This window comes from Kytococcus sedentarius DSM 20547 (assembly GCF_000023925.1).
In the GTDB taxonomy this organism is placed as follows: Bacteria; Actinomycetota; Actinomycetes; order Actinomycetales; family Dermatophilaceae; genus Kytococcus; species Kytococcus sedentarius.
Map to the genome: position 1 here is coordinate 1,045,723 of NC_013169.1, position 23,055 is coordinate 1,068,777.

Below are 23,055 nucleotides of genomic sequence, written 5' to 3' on the forward strand. Positions count from 1 at the left end.
CGGCGGGGCAGCCACTCGTCAGGCAGGAGCAGGAAGCCTCCCGCTGAGGGGGATGTGCCCGACAGCGTGGCGGCGCGTGGCAGACCTCCCGAACGCGCCGCGCCCCGCCGTCACCCGCCGAGTGCCCAGGCGCGCACGACATCCCCATCGGCATCCAGGGCCGGGGGAGCGGTGTGCTCGGTACGGGTGGTCTCGGTCTGGGCACCGTCGGCCACGTCGAAGAAGCGCAGCGGCGGCCCGGGCAGATGGATGTTACCCAGCACCGGGTGCTCCACCTGGGCCAGCAGTCCCTGCGAACGGGTCTGCTCCCACGCGTAGACCTCGTCCAGGGTCCGCACCTTGCCGCTGGGGATGCCCGCGGCGCCGAGCCGTGCCAGCAGGTCCTCGGCGGTCACGTCCGCGAACGCACCCTCCACGGCGGCGATGACGGCTTGCCGGTTCGCGTTGCGTTCGGCGTTGGTCGCCATGCCCTCAGCGGCCGGGTCCAGCCCGAACTCTGCACACAGCTTCTGCCAGAGAGTCTCGTTGCCGCACGAGATCTGCACCGACCCGTCCGCGCAGTGGAACAGGCCGTAGGGCGTGATGCTCGGGTGGTGGTTGCCCTGGGCGGCGGGAATCTCCTGCGCCACGGTCCACCGGGTGCCCTGGAAGGCGTGCACGCCCACGATGCTGGCGAGCAACGAGGTCCGCACGACCTGCCCGCGGCCGGTCGTCTCCCGCTCGTACAGCGCGGTCATCACGCCGTAGGCGCCGTGGATGCCGGCCAACAGGTCGCCGATGGGGGTGCCCACCCGCTGCGGGTCGTCCGGCCCGGAGCCGGTGAGGCTCATCAGCCCGGCCTCACCTTGGGCGATCTGGTCGTACCCGGGGCGCCCGCCCTCGGGGCCGTCGTGGCCGAAGCCGCTGATGCTCAGCACCACCAGGCGCGGGTTCAGCTCGGCCAGCCGCTCCATCGAGAACCCGAGGCGGTCCATCACGCCGGTGCGGAAGTTCTCCATCAGCACGTCGGCCTTGCGGACCATTCCCTCCAGGACGGCCTTGTCGGCATCGTCCTTGAGGTTCAGCGCGATGGACTCCTTGTTGCGGTTGCAGGAGAGGTAGTAGGTGCTGATGTGCTCGTCGTCCCCGACGAAGGGCGGCCCCCAGGAGCGGGTGTCGTCCCCGGTGCCGGGGGTCTCCACCTTGATGACCCGCGCGCCCTGGTCGCCCAGCATCTGGGCCGCGTGGGGGCCGGCGAGGGCCCGGGTCAGGTCGATGACGGTGATGTTCTGTAACGCTCCGGGCACGATCTGCTCCTACCTGCAGGGCTGGGTGGGTCTCACTGTGCGTGATGTACGACACTACGTGGCCCGGATCCCTTACAGAAAGAAGGCCCCCGTGCTCGGACTGATCGGAGTGGTGCTCTCGCTGGCACTGCTCATCTACTTCGCCTACAAGGGCTACAGCATCATCCTGCTGGCCCCGGTCACGGCCCTGGTGGCCGGCATCTTCGCCGGTGCACCGCTCATGGCCATGTACACCCAGGTGTTCATGCCGGCCATGGGTGGCTTCCTCATCACCTACTTCCCGCTGTTCCTGCTCGGTGCCTTGTTCGGCAAGCTCATGAACGACTCGGGCTCGGCCTACTCCATCGCGCGCTTCATCGTGGAGCGGGTCGGTGCCAAGCACGCCGTGCTGGCCGTGGTGACGGCCTGCGGCATCCTCGCCTACGGCGGCGTGACGGTCTTCGTCGTCGTGTTCGCCATCTGGCCCATCGCGCGCGAGCTGTTCCAGGAGGCGGGCATCCCCAAGCGCTTCGCGCCGGCCGCCATCGGCCTGGGTTCGTTCTCCTTCGCCATGACCGCCATCCCCGGCACCCCGCAGATCCAGAACGCCATCCCGGCGCCCTACTTCCAGACCGACGCGTTCGCCGCACCCGGTCTGGGCCTCATCGCCGGCGCCATCATGTACGTGGGCGGCGTGCTCTACCTGAACCGCCGCGTGGCGGCAGCACAGGCCAAGGGCGAGGGTTACGACAACGGCGCTCTCATGCAGGGTGAGCAGACCACCGGGATCGGTCAGGAGGACGAGGTCACGGTGCCCACCACCACCCCGTTCTGGGTGGCCATGCTCCCCATCGTCCTGGTCATCACGCTGAACTTCCTGCTGGTGCGCTACATCTTCGACCTGTTCGACTTCTCCTACCTGGCCGAGGAGAAGTTCAAGGCCACGTCCATCGACAAGGTCGGCGGCATCTGGGCCATCATCATCTCGCTGCTGGTGGCCTGCCTGCTGGTGCTGGCACTGAACTGGAACCGTCTGCGTGAGCGCAAGAAGCTGCTCAACCAGGGCGCCTCCAGCTCGTTCCTGCCCATCATGAACACGGCCTCTGAAGTCGGCTACGGCGCCGTGATCGCGGCCCTGCCGGCCTTCGCCATCATCCGTGACGGGGCCTTCGGGGTGTCCTCCAACCCGGCGGTCTCGCTGGCCGTCTCCACCAACATCGTCGCGGGCATCACCGGCTCGGCCTCCGGTGGTCTGTCGATCGCCATGAACGCCTTCGGTGCGGAATACGCCGCCAAGGCGGCCGAGGCCGGCATCGATCCCGAGTTCATGCACCGCGTGGCCTCCCTGGCCGCCGGTGGCTTCGACGCCTTGCCCCACAACGGTGCCGTCATCACGGTGCTGGCCGTGACGGGGCTGACGCACCGCCAGTCCTACAAGGACATCGGCGTGGTCTGCGTGCTGATCCCCATCGTCGCGCTCGCGGTGGTGCTGGCCCTCGGGTCGGCCGTCGGTTCGTTCTGATCCACCCGCTCTGCGAAACTGGGGCAAGACGCAGTTCACATCTGGTGCGGGGTGACCCCGCGGAAGGAGCCGACCATGGCCGAGCTCAAGGACCTCTCCACCCTCGAGGTCACCCCGTACAAGATGTTCATCGGCGGGGAGTGGGTCGATGCGGTCGACGGTGCCACCCTCGAGGTGATCACCCCCATCGACCGGAACGTCACCATCGCCACCACGCCGCGGGCGCAGCAGGCCGACGCGGATCGCGCCGTCGAGGCGGCGCGCGCGGCCTTCCCGGCGTGGGCGGCCCTGCCCTTCGCCGAGCGGTCCAAGGCGCTGCTGAAGTGCGCCGACGCCCTGGAGGCGGCCAGCGAGGAGCTGGCGCAGCTGACCGCGCTGGACACGGGCAACGCGATCCGCACGCAGGCCCGCCCGGAGGCCGGCACGCTGGTGGCGCTGTTCCGCTACTTCGCGGGCGTGGCCGGCGAGGTCAAGGGCGTCACGCTCCCCTCGGACGACGGCACCTTGCAGTACACGCGCCGTGAGCCGCTGGGTGTGGTGGCCGGCATCCTGCCGTGGAACTCGCCTTTGCTCATCGCCGCGTTCAAGACTCCGGCGGCGCTGGCGGCGGGCAACACCATCGTCCTGAAGGCCGCGGAGGACGCCCCGCTGACCATCCTGAAGATGGCGGAGATCTGCGCCGAGCACCTGCCGGCCGGCGTGCTCAACGTGGTCACCGGCTACGGCGCGGAGATCGGTGACGCGCTCGTGAACCACCCGGGGGTGGACAAGCTGTCGTTCACGGGGTCGTCGCAGATCGGCAAGATGGTGGGCGGCAAGGCCACCGAGCGCATGGCGCACGTGTCGCTGGAGCTCGGGGGCAAGAGCCCCTGCATCGTGTTCCCGGACTCCTGCACCGACGAGGTGGTGGACCAGGTGATGCTGGCCACCCGCTTCGCGCGCCAGAGCCAGTCCTGCACCACGGGTTCGCGGGTGTTCCTGCACGAGGACATCGCCGAGGAGTTCCTCGCCAAGATGGTGGAGCGCACGAGGGGGATGACCGTCGGCGACCCCCGCGACGAGGCGTCCGACATCGGCTGCATCATCAACGCCAAGCAGTACGACCGCGTGCAGGGCTTCATCGACGAGGCCCTGGCCCAGGACGGTGTGAAGGTGGAGTACGATGGCCGGGAGGACCTGCAGGTGGGGGAGCCCGGCTTCTACCACGCGCCGATCATCCTGTCGCAGGTCGACCCGAGCTGGCGGGTGGCGCGGGAGGAGGTCTTCGGGCCGCTGCTGAGCGTCATCACCTGGAAGGACGTGGACGAGGTCGTGGAGATGGCCAACGACTCGCACTACGGGCTGGCGGCGTTCGTGTTCTCCAAGAACCTGGACGACGCGCTGCGGACCGCGCACCGCATCGACTCTGGGTGGGTGCAGGTCAACCAGGGTGGCGGGCAGATCCCGGGGCAGTCCTATGGCGGCATGAAGGACTCCGGCGTGGGCCGTGAATCCTCGCTCGAGGGCATGCTCGAGGGATTCACCCAGATCAAGCAGATCAACGTCAAGCTCGGCTGACGCAGCTCCTCACTCCGGCGACGGTTCCCCTGACAGACGAGCCGTGAGGAGAGGGTGATGGAGACGGCAGTGGAGGTCGGCACGACCCTGTTGGTGATGGGGGTCATGGCGTTCACCGTGTGGCTGCGCCTGCCGCGGAACGCTGAACGCCTGGGGCGCAGCGCCTGGGTGGGCATCCGTACGCCCGCGAGCGGCGCGTCGGACCAGGCGTGGGTGGACGTGCACCGGGCCTTCCTGCCGGTGGCGATCGGGGCAGTAGTGGTGACCTGGCTCGCCGGGCCGACATGCTCGTCGGGGTCCTGACCTCCGCCCCCTGGTGCAACCGGCGTGCTTGGCGAGGTGATCAACTGGGCGACCGAGTTTTCATTCGTTTCCCTTCTAGCGACTTGGGGAAGTATGCGACTAGAACTTTTCGTGGCCGCTGCTATGCTCGCATCTGGGCGCTGGCGGTTTGCCGCGGCAGTAGTCCCAGTAGTTTGCCATATGCTGATTGGCTTCATTGTTGGTATCTGGATCTCCGCTTTAGCAATGATTCCCCTCGTCATCCTCATCGCAGTGGATGCATTGATTGGCTCTCGAAGGATTGTCGCAAGAACTTAAGTCTGACGGAACAGATTGGAGAATGAAATGTCAACATCTGAAGTCACCCTGCTAGCGGTGGTGCTGACAGCATTGTCTATCGTCGGGGCCCTGATCGTGGCGAGTTGCGCCCGGGGCTCGATCGGCCCGAATAACTTGATAGGTTTGCGCATTGGCAACGCTCTAAACAGTGAGGAAGATTGGCGTCGAGTTCATCGGGCCGCCCTCTTCCCCATCGCTGCCGGCGCCGCGCTAATTCTCTTGATTACCGTGATGCTGCTGGTCGATACCACGACCAGTGGAGCGCCGTCCCTTATGAGTGCCCAGGCGTACGCAAATTCGTCAATCGCGGTGCTGATTCTATCTGTCGTTATAGGTTCAGTAGCGGGGTTGGTGGCTGGGAGAGATTGAGGTGCGTGTTGCTGTCGGTGGAGCAGACCGACAGGGTGGAACCTGACGACACATTCGCACGATGAGGATCGTACGGGGCAGTCGTGGCGGGTGGCGCGGGAGGAGGCCTTCGGGCCGCTGCTGAGCGTCATCACCTGGAAGGACGTGGACGAGCCGTCGTAGTCCCCCTCGCGGTTGTTGCTCATGGGGTGGCTGGCCAGGTGCCCGCGGCTCGTGGTGGTGGTCAGCATGCCGTAGTCCAGCTCCCTGAGCTGCGCGGCGAGGTCCTTCATGGTTCAGGAGCTCCTGGTCCTGACAGTAGGGCAGGGGCGTCAGCGGCGCGCGCTGGCGAGGTGGTGCTCAGTAGGGAACGGCTGATGCAGTCAAGGGGGTGTTACACCGGCTCCCTCCGGAGATACACTTGAGCTATGCCCACCACACGTCCCCGCCACCTCGTCACCGAGTCCGATGAACTGGCCGCCGCGCTGGACAGTGCCCACCGCCGTTGGCCGGGGCTGAGCCGGTCCCGGCTGGTGGTGCGCTTGGCTCTGGAGGGGGAGCGGCTCCACCGCGAGCATGCAGCGGAGGAGTCGGCCCGGCGGCGGCGCATCCTAGAGTCCGCCAGGGACGAATTCGCCGGCATCGGCTCCGTCGAGGCCGTCAGGGCCGCCCGTGACGAGGAGTGGCCGGCGTGATCCTCGACGCGAACGTGGTCATCGCCCTGCTCAACCCCGAGGATGCACACCACAGCCGGGCGGCGGGGCTGTTGGTGGAGGTCCCTGAGGAGGACCTGCACATCCCCGCCGTGACCCTTGGCGAGGCGCTCGTGTGGCACGTGCGCGCCGGCACCGGTGAGCGAGCGCTGGAGGTGCTCGAAGATCTGGGCCTCAGCGTCATCGAGTCGCAGGAGGACCCACTCGAACTGGCGAGAGTCCGTGCGGAGTCGGGGTTGCGGATGCCGGACTGCATCGTCCTGCACCACGCCCTGACACGCGGCGAGGCGCTCGCCACGATGGACGAGCGCCTCGCGCGGGCGGGCCTGGAGCGCGGTCTCAGAGCACTCCCGCGCCCTCGAGGATAAGGATGAGGCCGAAGAGCGCGAACAGCGCGGCAGCGCCATAGGTGATGACCTTTTCGGGCAGCTTCCGCCCCAGGACGGCGCCGACCACAATGGCCAGGGCGTCGGCGGCGACCATGCCCAGCGTGCTGCCGATCCAGGTGCCCAGCCAACCCTCGCGGGTGGCCAGGGTGATGGTGGCCAGCATGGTCTTGTCGCCCAGCTCGGCGAGGAAGAAGGCCACGCCGACGGCGACGATGGCCCGCCCGGTGGAGTTCCGGGCCTTGGCGGCCTCCTCATCGGTGAGCTCGTCGCCGCGCAGCGTCCACAGGGCGAACCCTAGGAACGCGATGCCGGCCACGATGGCGATGGCGCCCTGGTAGTTGGCGAACGCGTCGCCGATCCACCAGCCGATGCCGACGCTGGCCAGGTGGACGATCGCGGTGGCGAGGGTGATGCCGATGAGCACGTCGCGGGCCCGGTACCGGGCGGCAAAGGTCATGGCCATGAGCTGGCTCTTGTCACCGAGCTCGGCGATGAAGATGACGGCTGTGCTCAGCCAGAAGGCTTCCATGGGGGTCTCTTTCCGCCTGGTCGCAGCGGAAGGACTCTCATCCCGGACGCCTCGACCAGGCACGGGTACGAAGGGTCCGTGCGGTGGTCGAAAGTCTCGTCCGCCACGAAACGTGGCCTCCTGCGCCGGGCCGGTGGTGCTGGCCAGTATGTCGACACGGGTGTTGGGGACTACTCCCTCTCGGTGGGGTAGAGCCTAACAGTGCGGCCGGGCCCATGGTGGCGAGCTCAGTCCCACCCGCGGATGCGCACGATGACGACCAAGCCGATGAGGTAGACCACCACGAACGAGACGCAGAACCAGAGGAACCCCAGGTGGGAGAGCGGTCCCATGAACAGGATCAGCCACACCACGAGCATGCCCAGGTTCCACCACCACGGGGGCCCCGGCGGCGGCCCGCCCGGGCTGCTGCCCGTCAGCGCGGTGTTGTGGTCGTGCCATCCGGTGCCGTACACGCTTCTCCTCGTTGATCAGGCTGCCGAGTATCAGGACAGTATCCCGGCCCCTGCTAGGTCTCACGGTTGAGACCGGTCCGCTGTTCCCACAGGCCTTCGGTGCCCATCTCCCACAGCCGCGCTTCCTGCGCCTCGGTGAGGGCGGCGACCTCTTCGGTGTCCAGGACGGTCGCCATCATCGAGAAACGACTCACCTCGTGCAGCCCCACCGTGCATGTCAGGCTCCACTTCACCGAGAGGGAGTAGTCCCCACCGTGCGGCCGGGCCATGGTGTGGTGTGGCTTCGTGGCAGTACGCTCCCAATGGGTGGCGATCGTCACCGCAATGCCGTGAGAGGGGTGGCCGTGTCCGCACAGCAGGTGATGGGGCTCGGGGTCGGGGCGGGTCTCGCCCTCGCGCTGGCATGGGGGTCGGCGGCGCTGCCGGAATCCTCATGACGTGGGGGCCCATCCTGCTGGAGTTGACCTTGCCTTTCCCTATTCTATGGGGAAGGTCTGCCCGCAGGGTGGCACTCGTGTTGGGGGGCATTCCATGTTTTCATTGCAATCTTTGTGGAGATCGCAATTTTCTCAATTATCATGATCGGATGCCTTTTTGTTGTGGCTGCTGGTGGTCACGACTGATGGCGGTGTTGTATCTCGCAACATAAATTGTGGAGGAGTTGTGGCTCGTGGTTGAAGTTTCTACTGACGCGATTGTGATGGCGGTGTGCACGGTCGCTCTGGGTGCGGCGGGGCCGTTCGTCCATGTCATGTGCCGTTCGGCGGCGGAGGGGAAAGTGATGCGGAACTCGGCCGTGGGCCTGAGGACTCGGGCCACGATGGCGAGCGACCACGCCTGGGAGGTGGGCCACCGTGCGGCGCTGCCCGTGACGCGCGGGGCAGCGTGGGCAGTGCCCCTGCTCGCGGTGGCTGCCCTCGCGCTCGCCCTGGTGCGGGGTCTCGACGGCTTCACCGAGGCGGCGGTGCTCGCCACAGGTGGGCTCGTCGGCGTGTTGACGGTCCTGGCAGGGGTGATGGCGCACCGGGCTGCACGGCAGGCGAACCTCGCCGGCGGAGATGTCGCATCGCCGCCCGACTCTCAGGCGTAGTGGTGTTGCGGCACTGGCATCGTGTCTGCAAGGTGCGGCTGAAGCCGGTGGGCGTCAGTCCCACCCGCGGATGCGCACGATGACGACCAAACCGATGAGGGAGACCACCACGAACGAGACGCAGAACCAGAGGAACCCCAGGTGGGAGAGCGGTCCCATGAACAGGATCAGCCACACCACGAGCATGCCCAGGTTCCACCACCACGGGCGCGCATCTCCCACAGCCGAGCTTCCTGCGCCTCGGTGAGGGCGGCGACCTCTTCGGTGTCCAGGACGGTCGCCATCATCGAGAAGCGACCCACCTCGTGCAGCCCCACCGTGCATGTCAGGCTCCGGTTCACCGAGAGGGAGTAGTCCCCACCGTGCGGCCGGGCCATGGTGTGGTGTGGCTTCGTGGCAGTACGCTCCCAATGGGTGGCGATCGTCACCGCGATGCCGTGAGAGGGGTGGCCGTGTCCGCACAGCAGGTGATGGGGCTCGGGGTCGGGGCGGGTCTCGCCCTCGCGCTGGCATGGGGGTCGGCGGCGCTGCCGGACCCGCAGGTCCACCTGGCGTCCCACCCCGGGTCGACGACCGGCTTCTTCATGGACCGGGACCGGGACCGGGACCGCACTGTCCTGGACGGGGTGGGCACGCTGCACAACCGGTCCACGGCACCCGTCGAGGTCGTGGACCTCACCTACCCAGCCGGTTCGGGTGTGGAGGTGGTCGACTTCTGGGCTACGGAGGACCCGGGTTGGCGCATCGGCGCCGGCTCCCTCGAGGAGACTCCGCCGCCGCCGGACGCCGACCGCATCGTGCCCGCTGGCAGGGAGTCGGACCTGACGGTCGCGGCCCGGCTCACGGGGGAGGTGGAGTGTCCGGAGAGAGTGACACCCACGGTCATCCTCTCCTCCGGGGGGCGCGCGCGTGTGTTCGCGGACACCGCGGGGCTCGAGCTGCTTGTCGAGGGGTGCCCCGGGGTCGAGGCGGGCGAGGATTGACCCGTCCGGAGGCGCGTGCTCAGCCGGACGTCGCGCTCACTGGGCGGACCAGCCGCCGTCGATGACGAGGTTCGCGCCGGTCATCGAGGAGGAGTGGGGGCCGCAGAGGAACAGGGCGGCGTTGGCGATGGCCTCCACGGAGGCGAACTCCTTGAGGGCCTGCTTCTTGAGCAGCACCTTCTCGGCCACCTCGTCCTCGGTCATGTCGTGGCTGGCGGCTTGGTCCTTGATCTGCTGCTCCACCAGCGGGGTCCACACGTAGCCGGGGTTGATGCAGTTGCTCGTCACGCCGTGCGGCGCGCCCTCCAGGGCGGTCACCTTGCTCAGGCCCTCCAGGCCGTGCTTGGCCGAGACGTAGGCGCTCTTGTACTCACTCGCCCGGAGGCCGTGGGCGCTGGAGATGTTGATGATGCGGCCCCACCCGGCGTCGTACATGTGGGGCAGTGCCGCGCGGGTGAGCAGGAAGGGCGCGGTGAGCATGAGCTTCTGGATGAGCTCCCACCTGGCCACATCGAACTCGTGGAGCGGCTGGACGTGCTGGATGCCTGCGTTGTTCACCAGCACGTCGACCTCCAAGGACAGCTCGGCCAGGGCACCGCTGTCGGAGAGGTCCAGCTCCCACGCCTCGGCGGTGCCGCCATCGGCCTCGATGCGGGCGACCACCTCGGCGAGCTTCTCGCCGTTGATGTCGGCGAGCACCACGTGCGCCCCGGCGCCGGCCAGGGCGGTGGCGATGCCCGAGCCCAACCCACCGGCGCCGCCGGTGACCAGGGCGCGCTTGCCGGCTAGCAGGTGCGGCGACGGGCTGGAGGCGGGGGAGGTGTCCATGGGGGCGAGTCTACGAAGGGTGCGGCCCGCACGTCGCGACACGGTGACGGTTTGGCAAGGATCCGACCAGGTTTCCTTGACCGAATCTTGACCACCGCGCACTGGCGTCGAGCGGCTCGGCCTCTGGAGCGGTCGCGGGAGCACATCGACCGCGCCAGTGGGTGAACGGGAGATAACGATTCGGTCAGGGGATCACCAACGGCTGTCGGGGGCCTGTGGACAACGCTCGCCACGAGCGTCCGCCAGATGCCTACCGTGCCGGATGTACCTGTTGGTCGACCCGGAGATGCCATGCCCCCCACGAGCGTCGAGGTGGATGCCCCCACGGCGGGCGCGTCCCGCAGCGTGCCCCGCGACGACCGCGTCACCGAACAGCTGTTGGAGGAGCGCGTGCGCGAGGTGGTCCGGCGCCGCGAGCTCGACCCGGATGCGGACCCCGCTGCCGTGCGGGAGGTGGTCGCCGAGGTGGTGGAGGCCCACCAGCAGTCGGCGGGTGCGGGGCGCTCGAGCCTCCTGGCCGACGAGGAGGGGGTGCGCCGGCGCCTGGTCGATGCGGTGAGTGGCCTGGGGGAGCTGCAGCAGTACCTCGACGACCCGGAGGTCGAGGAGATCTGGGTGAACTCACCCTCCCACGTCTTCGTCGCCCGCGGCGGCCGGTCCGAGCTCACGCCGGTGCTCCTGACCGAACAGGAGGTGCAGGACCTGGTGGAGCGGATGCTCCGCAGCAGCGGGCGACGGCTCGACCTCAGCTCTCCCTTCGTGGATGCCTCCCTGCCGGGCGGCGAGCGTCTCCACGTGGCCATCCCGGACATCACGCGGCGGCACTGGGCGGTCAACATCCGCAAGTTCGTGGCCCGTGCCCAGCATCTCGAGGACCTCGTGGGACTGGGCAGCCTCACCGCACCCGCGGCCGCCTTCCTGCGGGCCGCGGTGGCCAGCGGGCTCAACATCCTGGTCTCCGGGGGCACCCAGGCCGGCAAGACCACACTGCTGAACTGCCTCGCCGCCGCCGTCCCGCCGCAGGAGCGGGTGGTGACGGCCGAGGAGGTGTTCGAGCTCCATGTGCCGCTGCGCGACACCGTGGCGATGCAGTGCCGCCAGCCGAGCCTGGAGGGGACAGGTGAGATCACGCTGCGCCGCCTGGTGAAGGAGGCGCTGCGCATGCGTCCCTCGCGGGTCATCGTCGGCGAGGTGCGGCAGGAGGAGGCGCTGGACCTCCTCATCGGCCTGAACTCCGGCCTGCCCGGGATGGCGACGATCCACGCCAACGGTGCCCGCGAGGCCGTGCTGAAGATGTGCACGCTGCCCCTGTTGGCCGGACCGAACGTCTCGAGCTCGTTCGTGGTGCCGACGGTGGCCAACGCCATCGACGTGGTCGTCCACTGCGCGCTCGAGCGCGACGGCACGCGGCGGGTGCAGCAGATCTCCGCCCTGCCGGGTCGTGCCGAGGGGGACGTCATCGAGATCGCCGACCTGTTCACGCGCGTGGACGGGGAGCTGGTCCGCGGCGACGGGTTCCCGCCCCACGTCGAGCGGTTCGCCCGCGCCGGCTTCGACGTGCGCGACCTGCTGGGGGTGTCCTGATGGGCATGCTGCTGGGCGCCACCCTCGGGCTCGGCCTGGCGCTGGTCTGGGACTCGTTCTGGCCCCGGCGCCCACGCGCACGCGTCACGCGGACGACCTGGCAGGACCGGGTGTCCGACGACCTCGCGGTGGCGCGCTGGTCCGGTGTCACCCCGGGTGGCCTGGTGCTGGCGACGGCGGCACTGGGAGTCGTGACCTTCGTGCTGACCGCTGGCCTCACCGGCGTGCTGCCCGTGGCGGCCGCCTTCGGCCTGATCGCCTCCGGCCTGCCGTGGGCGGTGCTCTCCGGCACCTCGCGGCGCCGCCGCAGCCGGCTGCGCGACGCGTGGCCGGACTGCGTGGACCACGTCGCCTCCGGCGTGCGGGCGGGTATGGCCCTGCCGGAGGCGCTCGCCCAGCTCGCGGTCCGCGGCCCCGAGGAGCTGCGGCCGGCCTTCGCCGGCTTCGCCCACGACTACCGGGCCACCGGGCGCTTCCACGTCTCCCTGGACGCCCTCAAGGAACGCCTCTCCGACCCGGTCGCGGACCGGCTGGTGGAGTCCCTCCGCATCGCCCGCGAGGTCGGCGGCAGCGACCTGGGTGTCGTGCTGCGGACCCTCAGCTCGTTCCTGCGCGAGGAGGCCCACACCCGCTCGGAGATGGAGGCCCGCCAGAGCTGGACCGTCAACGCGGCCCGGCTGGGCCTGGCCGCGCCGTGGATCGTGCTGGCGATGCTGGCCACCCGCGGTGACTCACTGGCCGCCTACAACTCGACCACCGGGGCCCTGGTGCTGGTCTTGGGGGGCCTGGTCTCCGTGGGCGCCTACCTCCTCATGATGCGGCTGGGCCGCATCCCCCAGGCAGAGCGGGTGCTGCGATGACCTGGTCCTGGCCCGGCGCTGCCCTCGGCCTGCTCGTGGGCCTGGGTCTGCTGCTCGTCGTCCACGGGGTGCCTCGTTGGCGCACCCCCAGCCTCGCGATGCGGGTGGACCCCTACGTGCGCGACGAACCGGCACCCGCCCGCCTGTTCAACCTCGCGCCGCACGAGCAGCTCACCGTCCACCACCTCGTGGACCCGGTCACCCGGCGGCTGGGGGCCCGGCTGGGGGAGCTGCTGGGCGGCGAGGAGACCCTCGGGAGGCGCCTGGCCCGGGCCGGGCAGGTGCCCGACGTCCAGGGCTACCGGGCGCAGCAGGCCGTTCTCGGGTGTGTGCTCGCCGCCGCGGGAGCCGCGCTGGGGGTGCTGCTCTGGGGCAGTGGCAGGGCCGCGCCGCTGGTGGCCCCTGCGCTGGCGCTAGTGGGTGGGATTGCAGGGGTGATGCTGCGCGACCAGCTGCTCGCCCGCCGGGTGGCCCAGCGCGAACGCCGCGTCGTCGAGGAATTCCCCGCCGTCGCTGAGCTGCTGGCGCTCGCGGTCGCTGCCGGTGAGTCGGCCACGGCCGCCCTGGAGCGGGTCGCGCGCCTCAGCCGCGGCGAGCTCTCGCGGGAGCTGACCCAGGCCCTCGGGGAGGCCCGCACCGGGGCCAGCCTCCCGACCGCACTGGAGGGCATCGCCGAGCGCACCGAGGTGCCCAGCGTCGCCCGCTTCGTCGATGGGGTGATCATCGCCGTCGAGCGCGGCACCCCGTTGGCGGACGTGCTGCGTGCGCAGGCCACCGACGCCCGGGAGGCCGCGCGCCAGCACGTCATCGCCGAGGGCGGCCGGCGGGAGATCCTGATGATGATCCCGGTCGTCTTCTTCGTGCTGCCCGTCACGGTCGTCTTCGCCATGTACCCCGGTCTCGGCGCGCTGCAGGTGAACCTGTGACGACCCACCAGCCCCAGCCCCCGCCCTGCCCGCCGCCCGTGGGCACACCCGGTGCTGCGCGCCGTCCGGTGCAGGCCGGCGCCGCGCACCACCACCCCACAGACCCGGTCGCCTCTGCGGTGGCCGAGGGGGGCACCTGCTCCCCGCCCGCCCCCGGAGAGGGGCACGTCGGGGGGACCCCCTCCGGCGCACACCTGTCACACACCCCAGAGAAGGAGTCTGAGCATGACCACCCTGCAGTCGATCTACGCCCGTCTGGTGACGGCCTACGCGCGCATGGCCGAGGACACCGAGCGCGGCGACGTCCCCGGCTGGGTCCTGATCACCATGATGACCGCGGGCATCGTCACCGCCCTGTGGGCGCTGGCCGGTCCGATGCTGAACAACCTGTTCACCTCGGCGGTCTCCGGGGTGCACGGCCCCTGAGGCGCACCGGCCCGCGCGAGCGGGGGGCCATCACCGCGGAGTTCGTCCTCACCAGCGTGGTGGCGATCTTCACGGTGATGGCCGTCCTCCAGCTCGCCTTTGCCCTGCACGTCAAGAACTCCCTGACCGCCTTCGCCGTCGAGGGCGCACGCCACGGCGCCCGGTCCGATGCGGGGCCGGGCGACGGCGTGCAGCGCGCCCGCTACCTCGCTGAGCGGGCCTCGGCGGGCCGCGCCGTCAGTGACGTCCGGCAGTCGCGCGACACCGTCGGCGGCCGGTCGGTGGTCGTCGTGGAGGTCACGGCCGACCTCCCGGTGCTGGGTCCGTGGGGCATCGGGGAGGACCTGACCGTCCGCGGCCGCGCGCTCCAGGAGGGCGAGTGAACCGATCACCCGGGCAGTCGCCCGCCACCCCGGTCGGCCCCGAGGACGGTGGCGCCATGGTCGAGTACACCGTCATCGTGGCCTTCGTCCTGGTGCCGATGATCTACCTCATCGTGCTGCTGGCCAGCCTCCAGTCCGCCGCCTTCGCCAGCACCGCCTCGGCGCGGGAGGCCGCCCGGGTGGCCGTGGCGGAGGTGACGGCGGGCCGGCCCGGTCCCGAGTCCTCGGCCCGGGCGGCGGCCGCGATGACGGGCGAGGACTTCGGCCACGACGCCAGCGTGGCCGAGCTGCGCTGCGCCGGCTGCGACGAGCCCACCCCGGAGGGGGCAGTCACGGCCACCACGGAGGTGACGGTGGAGCTCCCCGGTCTCGACCGCATCGGGGTCGACGGCCCGTCGGTCCTCACCTTCACCGCCACCCACACCGAGCCCCTCGACACCTACCGGGAGACCCGATGAGGCACAGCCCCAGCAGCGACCAGCCGGCACCCGGGTGTGCGCCCCACGACGAGGGGGTGCGGAGAAGCACCGGGGAGCGCGGCGGCATCGGCCTGCTGCTCATGGGCTTCGTCGCCATCCTCACCAGCCTGCTGCTGGTCGGGATCGACACCACCAGCCTGTACCTGGCCCGCATCGAGACGCTGAACGCCGCCGACGCGGCCGCCCGGGGGGCGGCCGACGAGTTCTCCGAGGACGGCTACTACGGCGACCAGGAGACTCTGCTCGACCCCGGCGCGGTCGACCGCGCCGCCCGGCAGTCCCTGGCGCGGCAGGTGCCCTCGTCCCGGATCGAGGCCTGGGAGGTCACCCGGGCCACACCCACGGGGGGCGGGCAGCAGGCGACGGTCCGGGTCACGAGTCGCCCGCGCTTCGCGGTGACCGGGCTCGTGCGTGGCTACGTGCCGGGCGGTGCCACGATCACCGTGGAGTCGACAGCGCGCGGTGGGAGTGGCCAGGCGCCCTGAGGTCCGCGGGCCGGCGGGTGCTCCTGCTGCGGCCCTCCCGACCGGGGGAGTGAACCTCACGCGCGACCCAGGGGGGGTGGACCTCACGCGCTCCGCGTGGTGCCATGGACGGACGGAACACGACCACGAGGGGGAACACCATGCACACCGAGCTCACACGCCGTCAGTTCGCGGGGGTCTCAGCGGGAGCCCTGTCAGGCCTCGCCGTCGGGAACGCCCCGGCCACCGCGAGCACGTCGGCCACCATGACCGCGCTCACCACGCCCGCAGCCCGCGCGGTCCGGCAGTGGCTCGACGCCCTCATCGGCAACACGGCCGTGGGTGCCGTAGTCAGCATCCGGGGGGTCCATGGTGGGCTCGACCTCGCGGCGGGCCGCACCTCGCTCTCCACGGGGCGCGCGCGGGTCAACTGCCGGGGGCGCGTCGCCAGCATCAGCAAGATGATGGTGGCCACCGCCGCTCTGCAGGAGGTGCAGGCCAAGCGATGGACGCTGCGCACCACCATCGACGACGTCCTGCCCGGGCTGTGGCCGGGGCGGGGGAGGGTCACGCTGCAGCAGCTGCTCAGCCACACCTCCGGCATGCCGGACGCGCTCAACGAGATCACCCCGGGCAACAACATGTACGAGCTCTCGCCGGCGGTGCTCGAGCGGACCTGCAGCCAGCAGTTCACCGACGACCAGATCGTCAGGATCGCCCGGGGCATGCCCTGGCGCTTCCGGCCGGGGGAGGGCTACTACTACTCGAACACCGGGTTCGTGGTGGTGGGCATGATGCTGGAGAGGGCCCACCGCACGGGTCTGGAGAAGTTGCTGCGTGACCGCGTCTTCACCCCTGGCGGGATGGGGCAGACCTCACTGGTGCGTGGGTACACCGCACCCACCCCGCAGCTGTACGACTACCTGGTGGAGGCCGTGGGGCGCTACCGGCTGGAGCGGGTCAACCTCAGCAGCTTCTCTGCGGCGGGCGCGGTGATGGCGACGACGGCCGACGTCACCGACTTCCTGTACAACCTGTTTCGCGGCAAGCTCCTGAGCCAGCACTTGGTGGACCGCATGTGCACCCCCGTGGACGCCTCCAGGGACCACTCCTACGGGCTGGGCATGCGCATCGTCCCCGATGACGTGAACGGCTCCGGCACGTTGTACGGCCACACCGGGTCCGGATGGGGGTCGGTCGCCCACGCACTGTCCACCCGGGACGGGCGCAAGCGGATGGCGTACATCTCCACCGGGCGTCCGTACTGGTGGGACGGCAAGGCCCGCAACGACCGCCACCGCAACGCCCTGCGCAAGGCCGCCCTGCGGGCCACGACCTCGCGCTCGGCGCTGCCCCGGACCGTGCCGATCAGCTCGTTGGACCCGCAGGTGGTCCAGGGCGCCCGTCGGTACGACGCCGAGGTGGGACCGCTCTTCGGGTGACCTCAGGAGGGTTCGCCTCCCGCCGAGGACGACCCAGAGGGCCCCGGTGGACGGCCGCACGTCATCCTGTGGGTGGGTGGCGGTTCCCCGGGAGGCCACAGAGGATGAACATGCCCCAACCGGGTTGACCCAGGACTCAACGTGAGGAGTAAGAGATGACCACAGCTCTGTCCCGCCGTCAGTTCGCCGGCCTGGCCACCGCCACGGCCACCGGCGCTGCGCTGACCACCACCGGTGTGACGGCGTCCCACGCCGCCATCGCCACCGGGCCCAACGCCGAGGCGCTGAAGGCTGCCCTCAAGGGCATGATCAACAGGCCGCTCGTCGGCGCCGTGTGCTCCGTCTCCGGTCGCTACGGCCGCATGGACATTGCTGCTGGCCAGTTCTCCCTGTCCCGCAAGGAGGCCGCTCGCGCCAACGCCCGTGCGCGCGTCTCCTCCATCACCAAGCCGATGGTGGCCGTCGCGGTCTTCCAGCAGATCGAGGCCGGCCGCTGGACGCTGAAGACCACCATCGACGACGTGCTGCCGGGTCTGTGGACCGGCCGCGGCAAGATCACCGTGGCGCAGTTGATGAACCACACCTCCGGCATGCCGGACCACATCAACGACGTGCTGCCGAACATCCCCAACTTCGGCATCGACGTCATCGAGGACTTCACGAACGACCAGTGGTCGCACGCGAAGATCATCCGTGAGGCCAAGAAGCTGCCGTGGAAGTTCGCGCCGGGCACCGGGTGGTCCTACTCCAACACCGGCTACGTCGTGCTCTCGATGATGCTGGAGAAGGCCACCGGCCAGAAGATCGGCACCCTGCTGCGCAACCGTGTCTTCTCGAAGATGGGCATGAACCAGACGCGCTTGTACAACAGCGCCAAGGTGGAGCGTCCGGAGCTGGAGCTCGAGGACGTCGCGCTCGACGGCCGCCGCAAGGAGCGCCTCGAGAACGTCAACATGAGCATCTTCTCCGGTTCCGGCGGCGCCCAGGCGACCTCGGCCGACATCACCGACTTCTGGGCGGTGCTGCTGCGCCACCAGATGATCTCCAAGCGCTCCGTGGACCAGATGATCACCCCGGTCGGGGCAGCCAAGCAGGCGGACTACGGCTACGGCGTCATGGTCATCGACGACGTGTTCACCGGTTCCGGTGGCAAGCTCTACGGCCACGACGGAGGCGGCTTCGGCTCCACCGCCATGTCGCTGTCCAACCGCGACGGCTGGCGCCGCATGGCCTACATGATGACCGGTCGCCCGTGGCACCAGGAGGGCTTCGAGCAGCTGCAGGAGGGCCAGTTCAAGGTCATGGACTCCTGCTTCGCGGTGAGCACCAACCGCTCCGGTCGCCCGGCCGGCTACAGCCGTACGGCTGCCCGTCGCGAGTCCATCCCGTTCCTGGCCCAGAAGCAGTTCCGCGTCGGCTGATCGAACAGCACCACTGCGAGGGCCTCGGCGCTGCGGCGTCGGGGCCCTCGTGGTGTCCGGGCGGCCCCGCCGCGGCCGCCGCGTAGACTGCACGGCTGTGGCTGTCGACTATGTGCAAGAGATCCGTGAGCTCCGCACGACCATGGAGTCGGTGAGGGAGGTCATCGACCTGCCCCGCCTGAAGGAGCAGCTGGCGGACCTGGAGCAGCAGTCCAGCGCACCCGACCTGTGGGACGACCCGGAGAACGGACAGAAGGTCTCCGCGGCCATGTCCCGTGTCCGTGGTGAGGTGGAGCGGATCGAGTCCATGGATTCCCGCATCGACGACCTCGAGGTGTTGGTCGAGATGGGCACCGAGGAGGGCGACGCGGAGACCCTTGCGGAGGCCACCAAGGAGCTGGCCGCCATCCAGGCCGCGGTGGAGAAGCTCGAGGTGCGCACGCTGCTTTCGGGGGAGTACGACGAGCGCGAGGCCGTGATCACCATCCGCGCCGGCGCCGGTGGTGTCGATGCCGCGGACTTCGCCGAAATGCTCATGCGCATGTACCTGCGCTGGGCTGAGCGTCACGAGTACCCGACCAAGGTGCTGGACACCTCCTACGCGGAGGAGGCGGGGCTGAAGTCGGTCACCTTCGAGGTGAACGTGCCCTACGCCTACGGCAACCTGGTGGTCGAGGGCGGAACGCACCGCCTGGTGCGCATCTCGCCGTACGACAACCAGGGGCGGCGCCAGACCTCCTTCGCGGCGGTGGAGGTGGTGCCGGTCATCGAGCAGACCGACTCCATCGAGATCCCGGAGAACGAGATCAAGGTGGACGTGTTCCGCTCCTCGGGCCCCGGTGGCCAGTCGGTGAACACCACCGACTCCGCCGTGCGCATGACGCACATCCCCACCGGCATCGTGGTCTCGATGCAGAACGAGAAGTCGCAGATCCAGAACCGGGCCGCGGCGCTGCGCGTGCTCCAGTCGCGCCTGCTGCTGCAGCGCAAGGCCGAGGAGGCCGCCGAGCGCAAGGAGCTGGCCGGCGACATCAAGGCCAGCTGGGGCGACCAGATGCGCTCGTACGTGCTGCACCCGTACCAGATGGTCAAGGACCTGCGCACCGAGCACGAGGTGGGCAACACCCAGTCGGTCTTCGACGGTGACATCGACGGCTTCATCGAGGCCGGCATCCGCTGGAAGCGCGGCCAGGAGAAGCAGGCCGACTGAGGCCCGGGCAGAACCGCCTGGTCGGGCGAGATTCTTGACCAAGTCTTTACCTGCAGTGGCTCACCCTGAGGTGTGATTCATGCCATGATCGGGGCGATCGGGGCGATCGCCCCGGCATGCACACACAGAAGGGGCGTGTACTCCCATGCTCAAGAAGCTCATCTCGGCCACCGTGGTGGCCGCCGCCGTCGTCACAGGCCCGGTCGCTGCCTCGGCCGACCTGAAGCTGTACAAGGACGCGAACTACAAGACGTTCCTCGGCAGCCGCAACACCACCGGATGGTGGAACATGTCCGGTGTGGCCAACGACGAGCTCAGCTCGATGAAGAACGAGACGCCTTGGATCGTGGCGTTCCACCATGACGCCAACGAGAGGGGCAAGTGCTGGACGTCGGGCCCGCGGACGTACGACCCCAGCTTCTCGTGGAGGGACAACGACGAGGTGAGCTCATACTCCCTCGGTCGCGGCTGCTGACCGTTCCTTCACCCACGCTGGTGGCGTCGCCCGCGCGGCGGCGCCACCAGCATGTCCAGGAGATCGATCATGATTGATGTGGAGCGGCTCGAGAAGTCGTTCGTCTCCCCGGGGGAGACGGTGCGGGTGTTGGACGGCGTGAGCATGGCGGTGGCTGCCGGGGAATGCGTGGCCCTGACCGGGGCCAGTGGTTCGGGCAAGAGCACCCTGTTGAACATCCTGGGGGGATTGGAGCCTGCGGATGCGGGTAGCGCACTCGTCTCAGGTGTCAACGTGACCGCGGCGTCCGACGCCGCACTTGCCAAGATGCGGCTGGAGAAAGTGGGACTCGTGTTCCAGGACCACAACCTGGTCCCGGACTTCACGGTGCTGGAGAACATCGAGGTGGTGCTGCGAGCGCGTGGGACCGATGGGCGAAGAGCGCGCCAGCAAGCCATGGACGCCCTGGAACGCGTACACGTGGCAGAGCTTGCGGAGCGCCGCCCCGCGCGCATCTCAGGGGGTCAGGCGCAGCGGGTGGGCATTGCCCGAGCCATCTCTGGGGGCAAGCAGGTCATCTTGGCCGATGAACCGACCGGGTCCCTGGACAGCAGGACCACGCAGGCAGTCTTTGAGCTGCTGGCCAGTCTGGCTCAGGACGGCGCTGCTGTCGTCGTGTGCACGCATGACCTCTCGGTGCGCGATCACGTGTCCCGCGAGTACCACCTTGTGGACGGGAAACTGCGATGAAGGGGTCCGTGTCGACCCTGGTGCCCCTCTTTCTCCGGACGCGTTCGTTCCGACTGGCAATGCTCCCGCTCCTCGTGGCAGCGGCATTGGGCTGGACGTCCTACCTCAGCCTCGAGTCTCGGCACTTGAGTCCCGAGCAACAGGTCGTCTCGGTGCTGGGTGGGAGTGACGGCGGGACCACCATGGCGGCGCCGGTGCCACCTGGCCGATCACCCGCGGACACGGGCGGATTGTTCGACGGCGTTGAGGTCGATGCCGTTCGCTTGCTCGCGTCGCTGGAGGTGCAGACAACTGCAGGCTCGAAGGGCTTGTCGTACTACGAACAGCCCCTACCGAACCCCTCTGTGGCGGGCGACCTCGAACTCGCTTCGGGGCGGTGGCCCACTCGTCCCGGCGAGGTGGCGGTGAGTGAGGCCACCGGGCTGCGTGTCGGAAGCGAGTTGCGGCCCGTCCATGGTGAGTTGAAGCTCACTGTGGTGGGTGTGGTGAGCTCGGTGTGGGCCTCATCGCAGGAGGTGGTGCATGGTGCGCCGGGGACCTGGCGGACTTGGCAGATCTCCCCCGCAGCCGTTGAGCGAGCGGGCATCACGAGCTACCGCGAGGTCTACTGGAGCAGCCCAGATCCGGCTGCGGCGGCATCACGTCTGGACCGGGAGGTGGAGACAGGTGGGCTGGACCCGTCCTACACCGCCGAGGAGATTCGCGCGAAGGCTTCGTCTTTCAGCGCGAAGGCGTGGATGGAGCGGAGGCTCCCGGCCGTGCTGGCGGTGTGGCTTGGGGCGCTCATGACCGGAGCCCTGATGCTGCGTGCCCTGCGGCGCACCACCGTCCCCCTGCGACGAGTGGGTCTGCCGACGCGTGACCTGCATCGTGCCGCAGTCCTCGCAGCGCTCTGTGCGGCAACCGCGGTACTGGCCGGGGCGTGGCTGGGGTCACTCGCAGCCACGGCGGCCATGAGGCGATTCCTTCTCGCGGGCGATAGGCCGCTGCCGCCCTTCCAGTGGTGGGGGTCTCCCATCGGGGTCGGTGTTCTGACGGGCCTCGCAGTGGTCGGGCTGCTGACGGCGCTCCCCACAGGGGCCCGTCCGCGTCCAGCGTCACGGCGCGCTCTTCCTCCGCGCGTGATGGCGGTCGCAGGTGCCGTGCTATGTGTGCTGGCCATCGTGGGAGCATTTCAGGGCAGGGGGTACACCGCCATCCTGCTGACGATGCTCGCGAGTTGCTTGGGCACTGCTCTCATCGCTGGAGCAGCCATGAGTCTGTTGCCGAGCCACGGTGCGGTGGGGCCCGGCCTGCTGGCTCGCCGCCTGGTGAATCGCCAAGCCGGCGGTCTGACCGGCCTGGTGGTTGTGGTGGCCCTTCTCAGCAGCATTGTCGGATCCACCTTCGCGGTGGCAGCCGGTCTGACCGCGCACCTCAACGCCAGCTCCTCCACCGGTATGCCGCCGGGGCTTGTCGCGTTCAAAGGGACGGCCCCGGGACAACCGCCGGACGGTGAACTCCACGCCCAGTTTCAGCAGGACATGGGGTTGGGGGACCCAGTGGTGGTCTGGTACGCCGACCAGCCGACGGAAGATGGCGACTACGAGTCGTGGTGGGCTGTTCGCGACGTGGCAGATGCCGAGGCCATCTTCGGCGAGCTCACCGGCGAGCAGGAACATGCGTTGGCGTCACCCCGCGGGCTGCCGTTGACCACTGAGCCAGGCGGAACCGAGACAGCACTCGTTGTGCATGAGGACCTGAAGTACCTCCAGTCCCTTCGCCGTGGGGAGCCGGGAAGACCTGCACGGGTGGACACCCTGTGGGTGCACTCCGGTCTGACCCCCGCGCAGGACCGGCAGGCGGCTCGTTGGGCCGAGGAGAACTCCGTCAACCCCGTCATGGTGTGGCCCACGAGCGTCACCGACCCCATCCCCATCTCCATGGGTGTTCAACTCTCGGCGACAGCCTTCACTCTTCTGGCTCTGTTGGTGTGCGCAGTCGGCATGCGCGGATTGGTGCGCAGCCTGGTGCCGCTCCTGGCGGGTCTCAAGGCCAGCGGCCTGGGCGCCCGGTGGCTTCGATCGGCCGTGCTGCAGGTGAGTTTGTTGGTGGGTTCCATGGCGACGCTGGGTGGTCTGGCGGGCATCCTCCTGTCGTTGTTCACGATCAACCCGTTGGTGAACAACACGATCGTCGTGGGAAGCCTGCCCTGGGTCGCCCTCGCGCTGGTGGCGGTCGGTGGCCTGCTCGGGTCACTGCTCGGTGGCGCTGCGGCCAGCTGGCGGGTGCGGGCGGGGGAGCGGCGCGCCTGAGCGCTCGCGACCCAGCAAGCGCCCCGGGGCGCGCTCGGGAATCCGGGTGCGCCCCGCGGCGT

27 protein-coding genes are annotated in these 23,055 nt (G+C 69.4%); 21 read left to right on the top strand and 6 right to left on the bottom strand.

The genetic code is table 11. The features are described 5' to 3' along the window. Positions 1–110 precede the first annotated feature (110 nt). Positions 111–1,286: a CaiB/BaiF CoA transferase family protein gene (locus KSED_RS04970; protein WP_015779008.1), complete on the bottom strand. Its 1,176-nt coding sequence runs from the start codon at positions 1,284–1,286 to the stop codon at positions 111–113. 91 nt (positions 1,287–1,377) lie between these two features. On the opposite strand from KSED_RS04970, the gene KSED_RS04975 reads away from it, so the two are divergent. The 6 genes from KSED_RS04975 (at position 1,378) to KSED_RS05000 (ending at position 6,394) form a co-directional block, all read left to right on the top strand. Next, on the top strand, positions 1,378–2,787 hold the full coding sequence (locus KSED_RS04975) for a GntP family permease (protein ID WP_015779009.1): 1,410 nt from the start codon (positions 1,378–1,380) through the stop codon (positions 2,785–2,787). A gap of 75 nt (positions 2,788–2,862) precedes the next feature. After that, a complete protein-coding gene (locus KSED_RS04980) occupies positions 2,863–4,344 on the top strand; it encodes an aldehyde dehydrogenase family protein (RefSeq protein ID WP_015779010.1) in 1,482 nt (493 codons plus the stop codon). Positions 4,345–4,401: 57 nt separating this feature from the next. Further along, a complete protein-coding gene (locus KSED_RS04985; protein WP_015779011.1) occupies positions 4,402–4,647 on the top strand; it encodes an SdpI family protein in 246 nt (81 codons plus the stop codon). 324 nt (positions 4,648–4,971) lie between these two features. Then, a complete protein-coding gene (locus tag KSED_RS14080) occupies positions 4,972–5,334 on the top strand; it encodes an SdpI family protein (RefSeq protein WP_081439766.1) in 363 nt (120 codons plus the stop codon). 407 nt (positions 5,335–5,741) lie between these two features. Then, on the top strand, positions 5,742–6,008 hold the full coding sequence (locus KSED_RS04995; RefSeq protein ID WP_015779012.1) for a hypothetical protein: 267 nt from the start codon (positions 5,742–5,744) through the stop codon (positions 6,006–6,008). Next, positions 6,005–6,394: a type II toxin-antitoxin system VapC family toxin gene (locus KSED_RS05000; RefSeq protein WP_015779013.1), complete on the top strand. Its 390-nt coding sequence runs from the start codon at positions 6,005–6,007 to the stop codon at positions 6,392–6,394. The genes KSED_RS04995 and KSED_RS05000 overlap by 4 nt, the downstream gene beginning before the upstream one ends. Here the strand turns inward: KSED_RS05000 and KSED_RS05005 are convergent. The 3 genes from KSED_RS05005 to KSED_RS05015 all read right to left on the bottom strand — a co-directional run bounded on the left by KSED_RS05005 (position 6,366) and on the right by KSED_RS05015 (position 7,719). After that, positions 6,366–6,944: a TMEM165/GDT1 family protein gene (locus KSED_RS05005; protein WP_015779014.1), complete on the bottom strand. Its 579-nt coding sequence runs from the start codon at positions 6,942–6,944 to the stop codon at positions 6,366–6,368. The two genes, KSED_RS05000 and KSED_RS05005, sit on opposite strands and share 29 nt — an antisense overlap. A 227-nt stretch (positions 6,945–7,171) precedes the next feature. After that, complete coding sequence (locus KSED_RS05010; protein WP_015779015.1) at positions 7,172–7,399, bottom strand: hypothetical protein; 228 nt, start codon at positions 7,397–7,399, stop codon at positions 7,172–7,174. A 53-nt stretch (positions 7,400–7,452) separates the two neighbouring features. Further along, entirely contained in the window at positions 7,453–7,719 is a 267-nt protein-coding gene (locus KSED_RS05015) for a hypothetical protein (protein ID WP_237699567.1), read from the bottom strand. A 461-nt stretch (positions 7,720–8,180) separates the two neighbouring features. On the opposite strand from KSED_RS05015, the gene KSED_RS05020 reads away from it, so the two are divergent. Further along, on the top strand, positions 8,181–8,489 hold the full coding sequence (locus KSED_RS05020; protein ID WP_169307776.1) for an SdpI family protein: 309 nt from the start codon (positions 8,181–8,183) through the stop codon (positions 8,487–8,489). A gap of 54 nt (positions 8,490–8,543) precedes the next feature. Here KSED_RS05020 and KSED_RS14865 read toward each other — a convergent pair whose 3' ends face one another. Beyond that, on the bottom strand, positions 8,544–8,711 hold the full coding sequence (locus KSED_RS14865; protein WP_169307777.1) for a hypothetical protein: 168 nt from the start codon (positions 8,709–8,711) through the stop codon (positions 8,544–8,546). Positions 8,712–8,941: 230 nt separating this feature from the next. Between KSED_RS14865 and KSED_RS05030 the strand changes: the two genes are divergently transcribed. Beyond that, positions 8,942–9,472, top strand: coding sequence for a hypothetical protein (locus KSED_RS05030; protein WP_143827348.1), 531 nt, complete (start codon positions 8,942–8,944; stop codon positions 9,470–9,472). 36 nt (positions 9,473–9,508) lie between these two features. Here the strand turns inward: KSED_RS05030 and KSED_RS05035 are convergent, their stop codons facing one another. Continuing rightward, positions 9,509–10,300, bottom strand: coding sequence for a 3-hydroxybutyrate dehydrogenase (locus tag KSED_RS05035; RefSeq protein ID WP_015779021.1), 792 nt, complete (start codon positions 10,298–10,300; stop codon positions 9,509–9,511). A gap of 291 nt (positions 10,301–10,591) precedes the next feature. Between KSED_RS05035 and KSED_RS05040 the strand changes: the two genes are divergently transcribed. From KSED_RS05040 to KSED_RS05100, 13 genes are all read left to right on the top strand, one after another. Further along, positions 10,592–11,884 carry a TadA family conjugal transfer-associated ATPase gene (locus tag KSED_RS05040; protein ID WP_015779022.1) on the top strand — a complete coding sequence of 431 codons (1,293 nt, stop codon included), beginning with the start codon at positions 10,592–10,594 and terminating at the stop codon, positions 11,882–11,884. After that, positions 11,884–12,744: a type II secretion system F family protein gene (locus KSED_RS05045; protein WP_015779023.1), complete on the top strand. Its 861-nt coding sequence runs from the start codon at positions 11,884–11,886 to the stop codon at positions 12,742–12,744. Before KSED_RS05040 ends, KSED_RS05045 begins: the two co-directional genes overlap by 1 nt. Then, the gene (locus KSED_RS05050) at positions 12,741–13,670 is read left to right on the top strand and encodes a type II secretion system F family protein (protein WP_015779024.1); all 930 of its coding nucleotides are present in this window, start codon (positions 12,741–12,743) and stop codon (positions 13,668–13,670) included. Before KSED_RS05045 ends, KSED_RS05050 begins: the two co-directional genes overlap by 4 nt. Positions 13,671–13,895: 225 nt before the next feature. After that, positions 13,896–14,096, top strand: coding sequence for a hypothetical protein (locus KSED_RS05055; protein WP_015779025.1), 201 nt, complete (start codon positions 13,896–13,898; stop codon positions 14,094–14,096). Next, positions 14,027–14,479: a TadE/TadG family type IV pilus assembly protein gene (locus KSED_RS05060; protein ID WP_331250597.1), complete on the top strand. Its 453-nt coding sequence runs from the start codon at positions 14,027–14,029 to the stop codon at positions 14,477–14,479. The genes KSED_RS05055 and KSED_RS05060 overlap by 70 nt, the downstream gene beginning before the upstream one ends. Continuing rightward, the gene (locus tag KSED_RS13525) at positions 14,476–14,937 is read left to right on the top strand and encodes a hypothetical protein (RefSeq protein ID WP_015779027.1); all 462 of its coding nucleotides are present in this window, start codon (positions 14,476–14,478) and stop codon (positions 14,935–14,937) included. Before KSED_RS05060 ends, KSED_RS13525 begins: the two co-directional genes overlap by 4 nt. Further along, entirely contained in the window at positions 14,934–15,443 is a 510-nt protein-coding gene (locus KSED_RS13530) for a pilus assembly protein TadG-related protein (RefSeq protein ID WP_049758346.1), read from the top strand. The genes KSED_RS13525 and KSED_RS13530 overlap by 4 nt, the downstream gene beginning before the upstream one ends. A gap of 140 nt (positions 15,444–15,583) precedes the next feature. Next, on the top strand, positions 15,584–16,864 hold the full coding sequence (locus tag KSED_RS05075; RefSeq protein WP_015779029.1) for a serine hydrolase domain-containing protein: 1,281 nt from the start codon (positions 15,584–15,586) through the stop codon (positions 16,862–16,864). 155 nt (positions 16,865–17,019) lie between these two features. After that, on the top strand, positions 17,020–18,285 hold the full coding sequence (locus KSED_RS05080; RefSeq protein WP_015779030.1) for a serine hydrolase domain-containing protein: 1,266 nt from the start codon (positions 17,020–17,022) through the stop codon (positions 18,283–18,285). Between the two features lie 97 nt (positions 18,286–18,382). Continuing rightward, a complete protein-coding gene (prfB, locus tag KSED_RS05085) occupies positions 18,383–19,495 on the top strand; it encodes a peptide chain release factor 2 (RefSeq protein ID WP_015779031.1) in 1,113 nt (370 codons plus the stop codon). 145 nt (positions 19,496–19,640) lie between these two features. Then, a complete protein-coding gene (locus KSED_RS05090; RefSeq protein ID WP_015779032.1) occupies positions 19,641–19,970 on the top strand; it encodes a hypothetical protein in 330 nt (109 codons plus the stop codon). Between the two features lie 69 nt (positions 19,971–20,039). Further along, positions 20,040–20,699 (top strand): ABC transporter ATP-binding protein, encoded by a 660-nt coding sequence (locus KSED_RS05095; RefSeq protein WP_015779033.1) that lies wholly within the window; start codon positions 20,040–20,042, stop codon positions 20,697–20,699. Positions 20,700–20,707: 8 nt separating this feature from the next. After that, on the top strand, positions 20,708–22,993 hold the full coding sequence (locus KSED_RS05100) for a hypothetical protein (protein WP_143827350.1): 2,286 nt from the start codon (positions 20,708–20,710) through the stop codon (positions 22,991–22,993). Positions 22,994–23,055 lie beyond the last annotated feature (62 nt).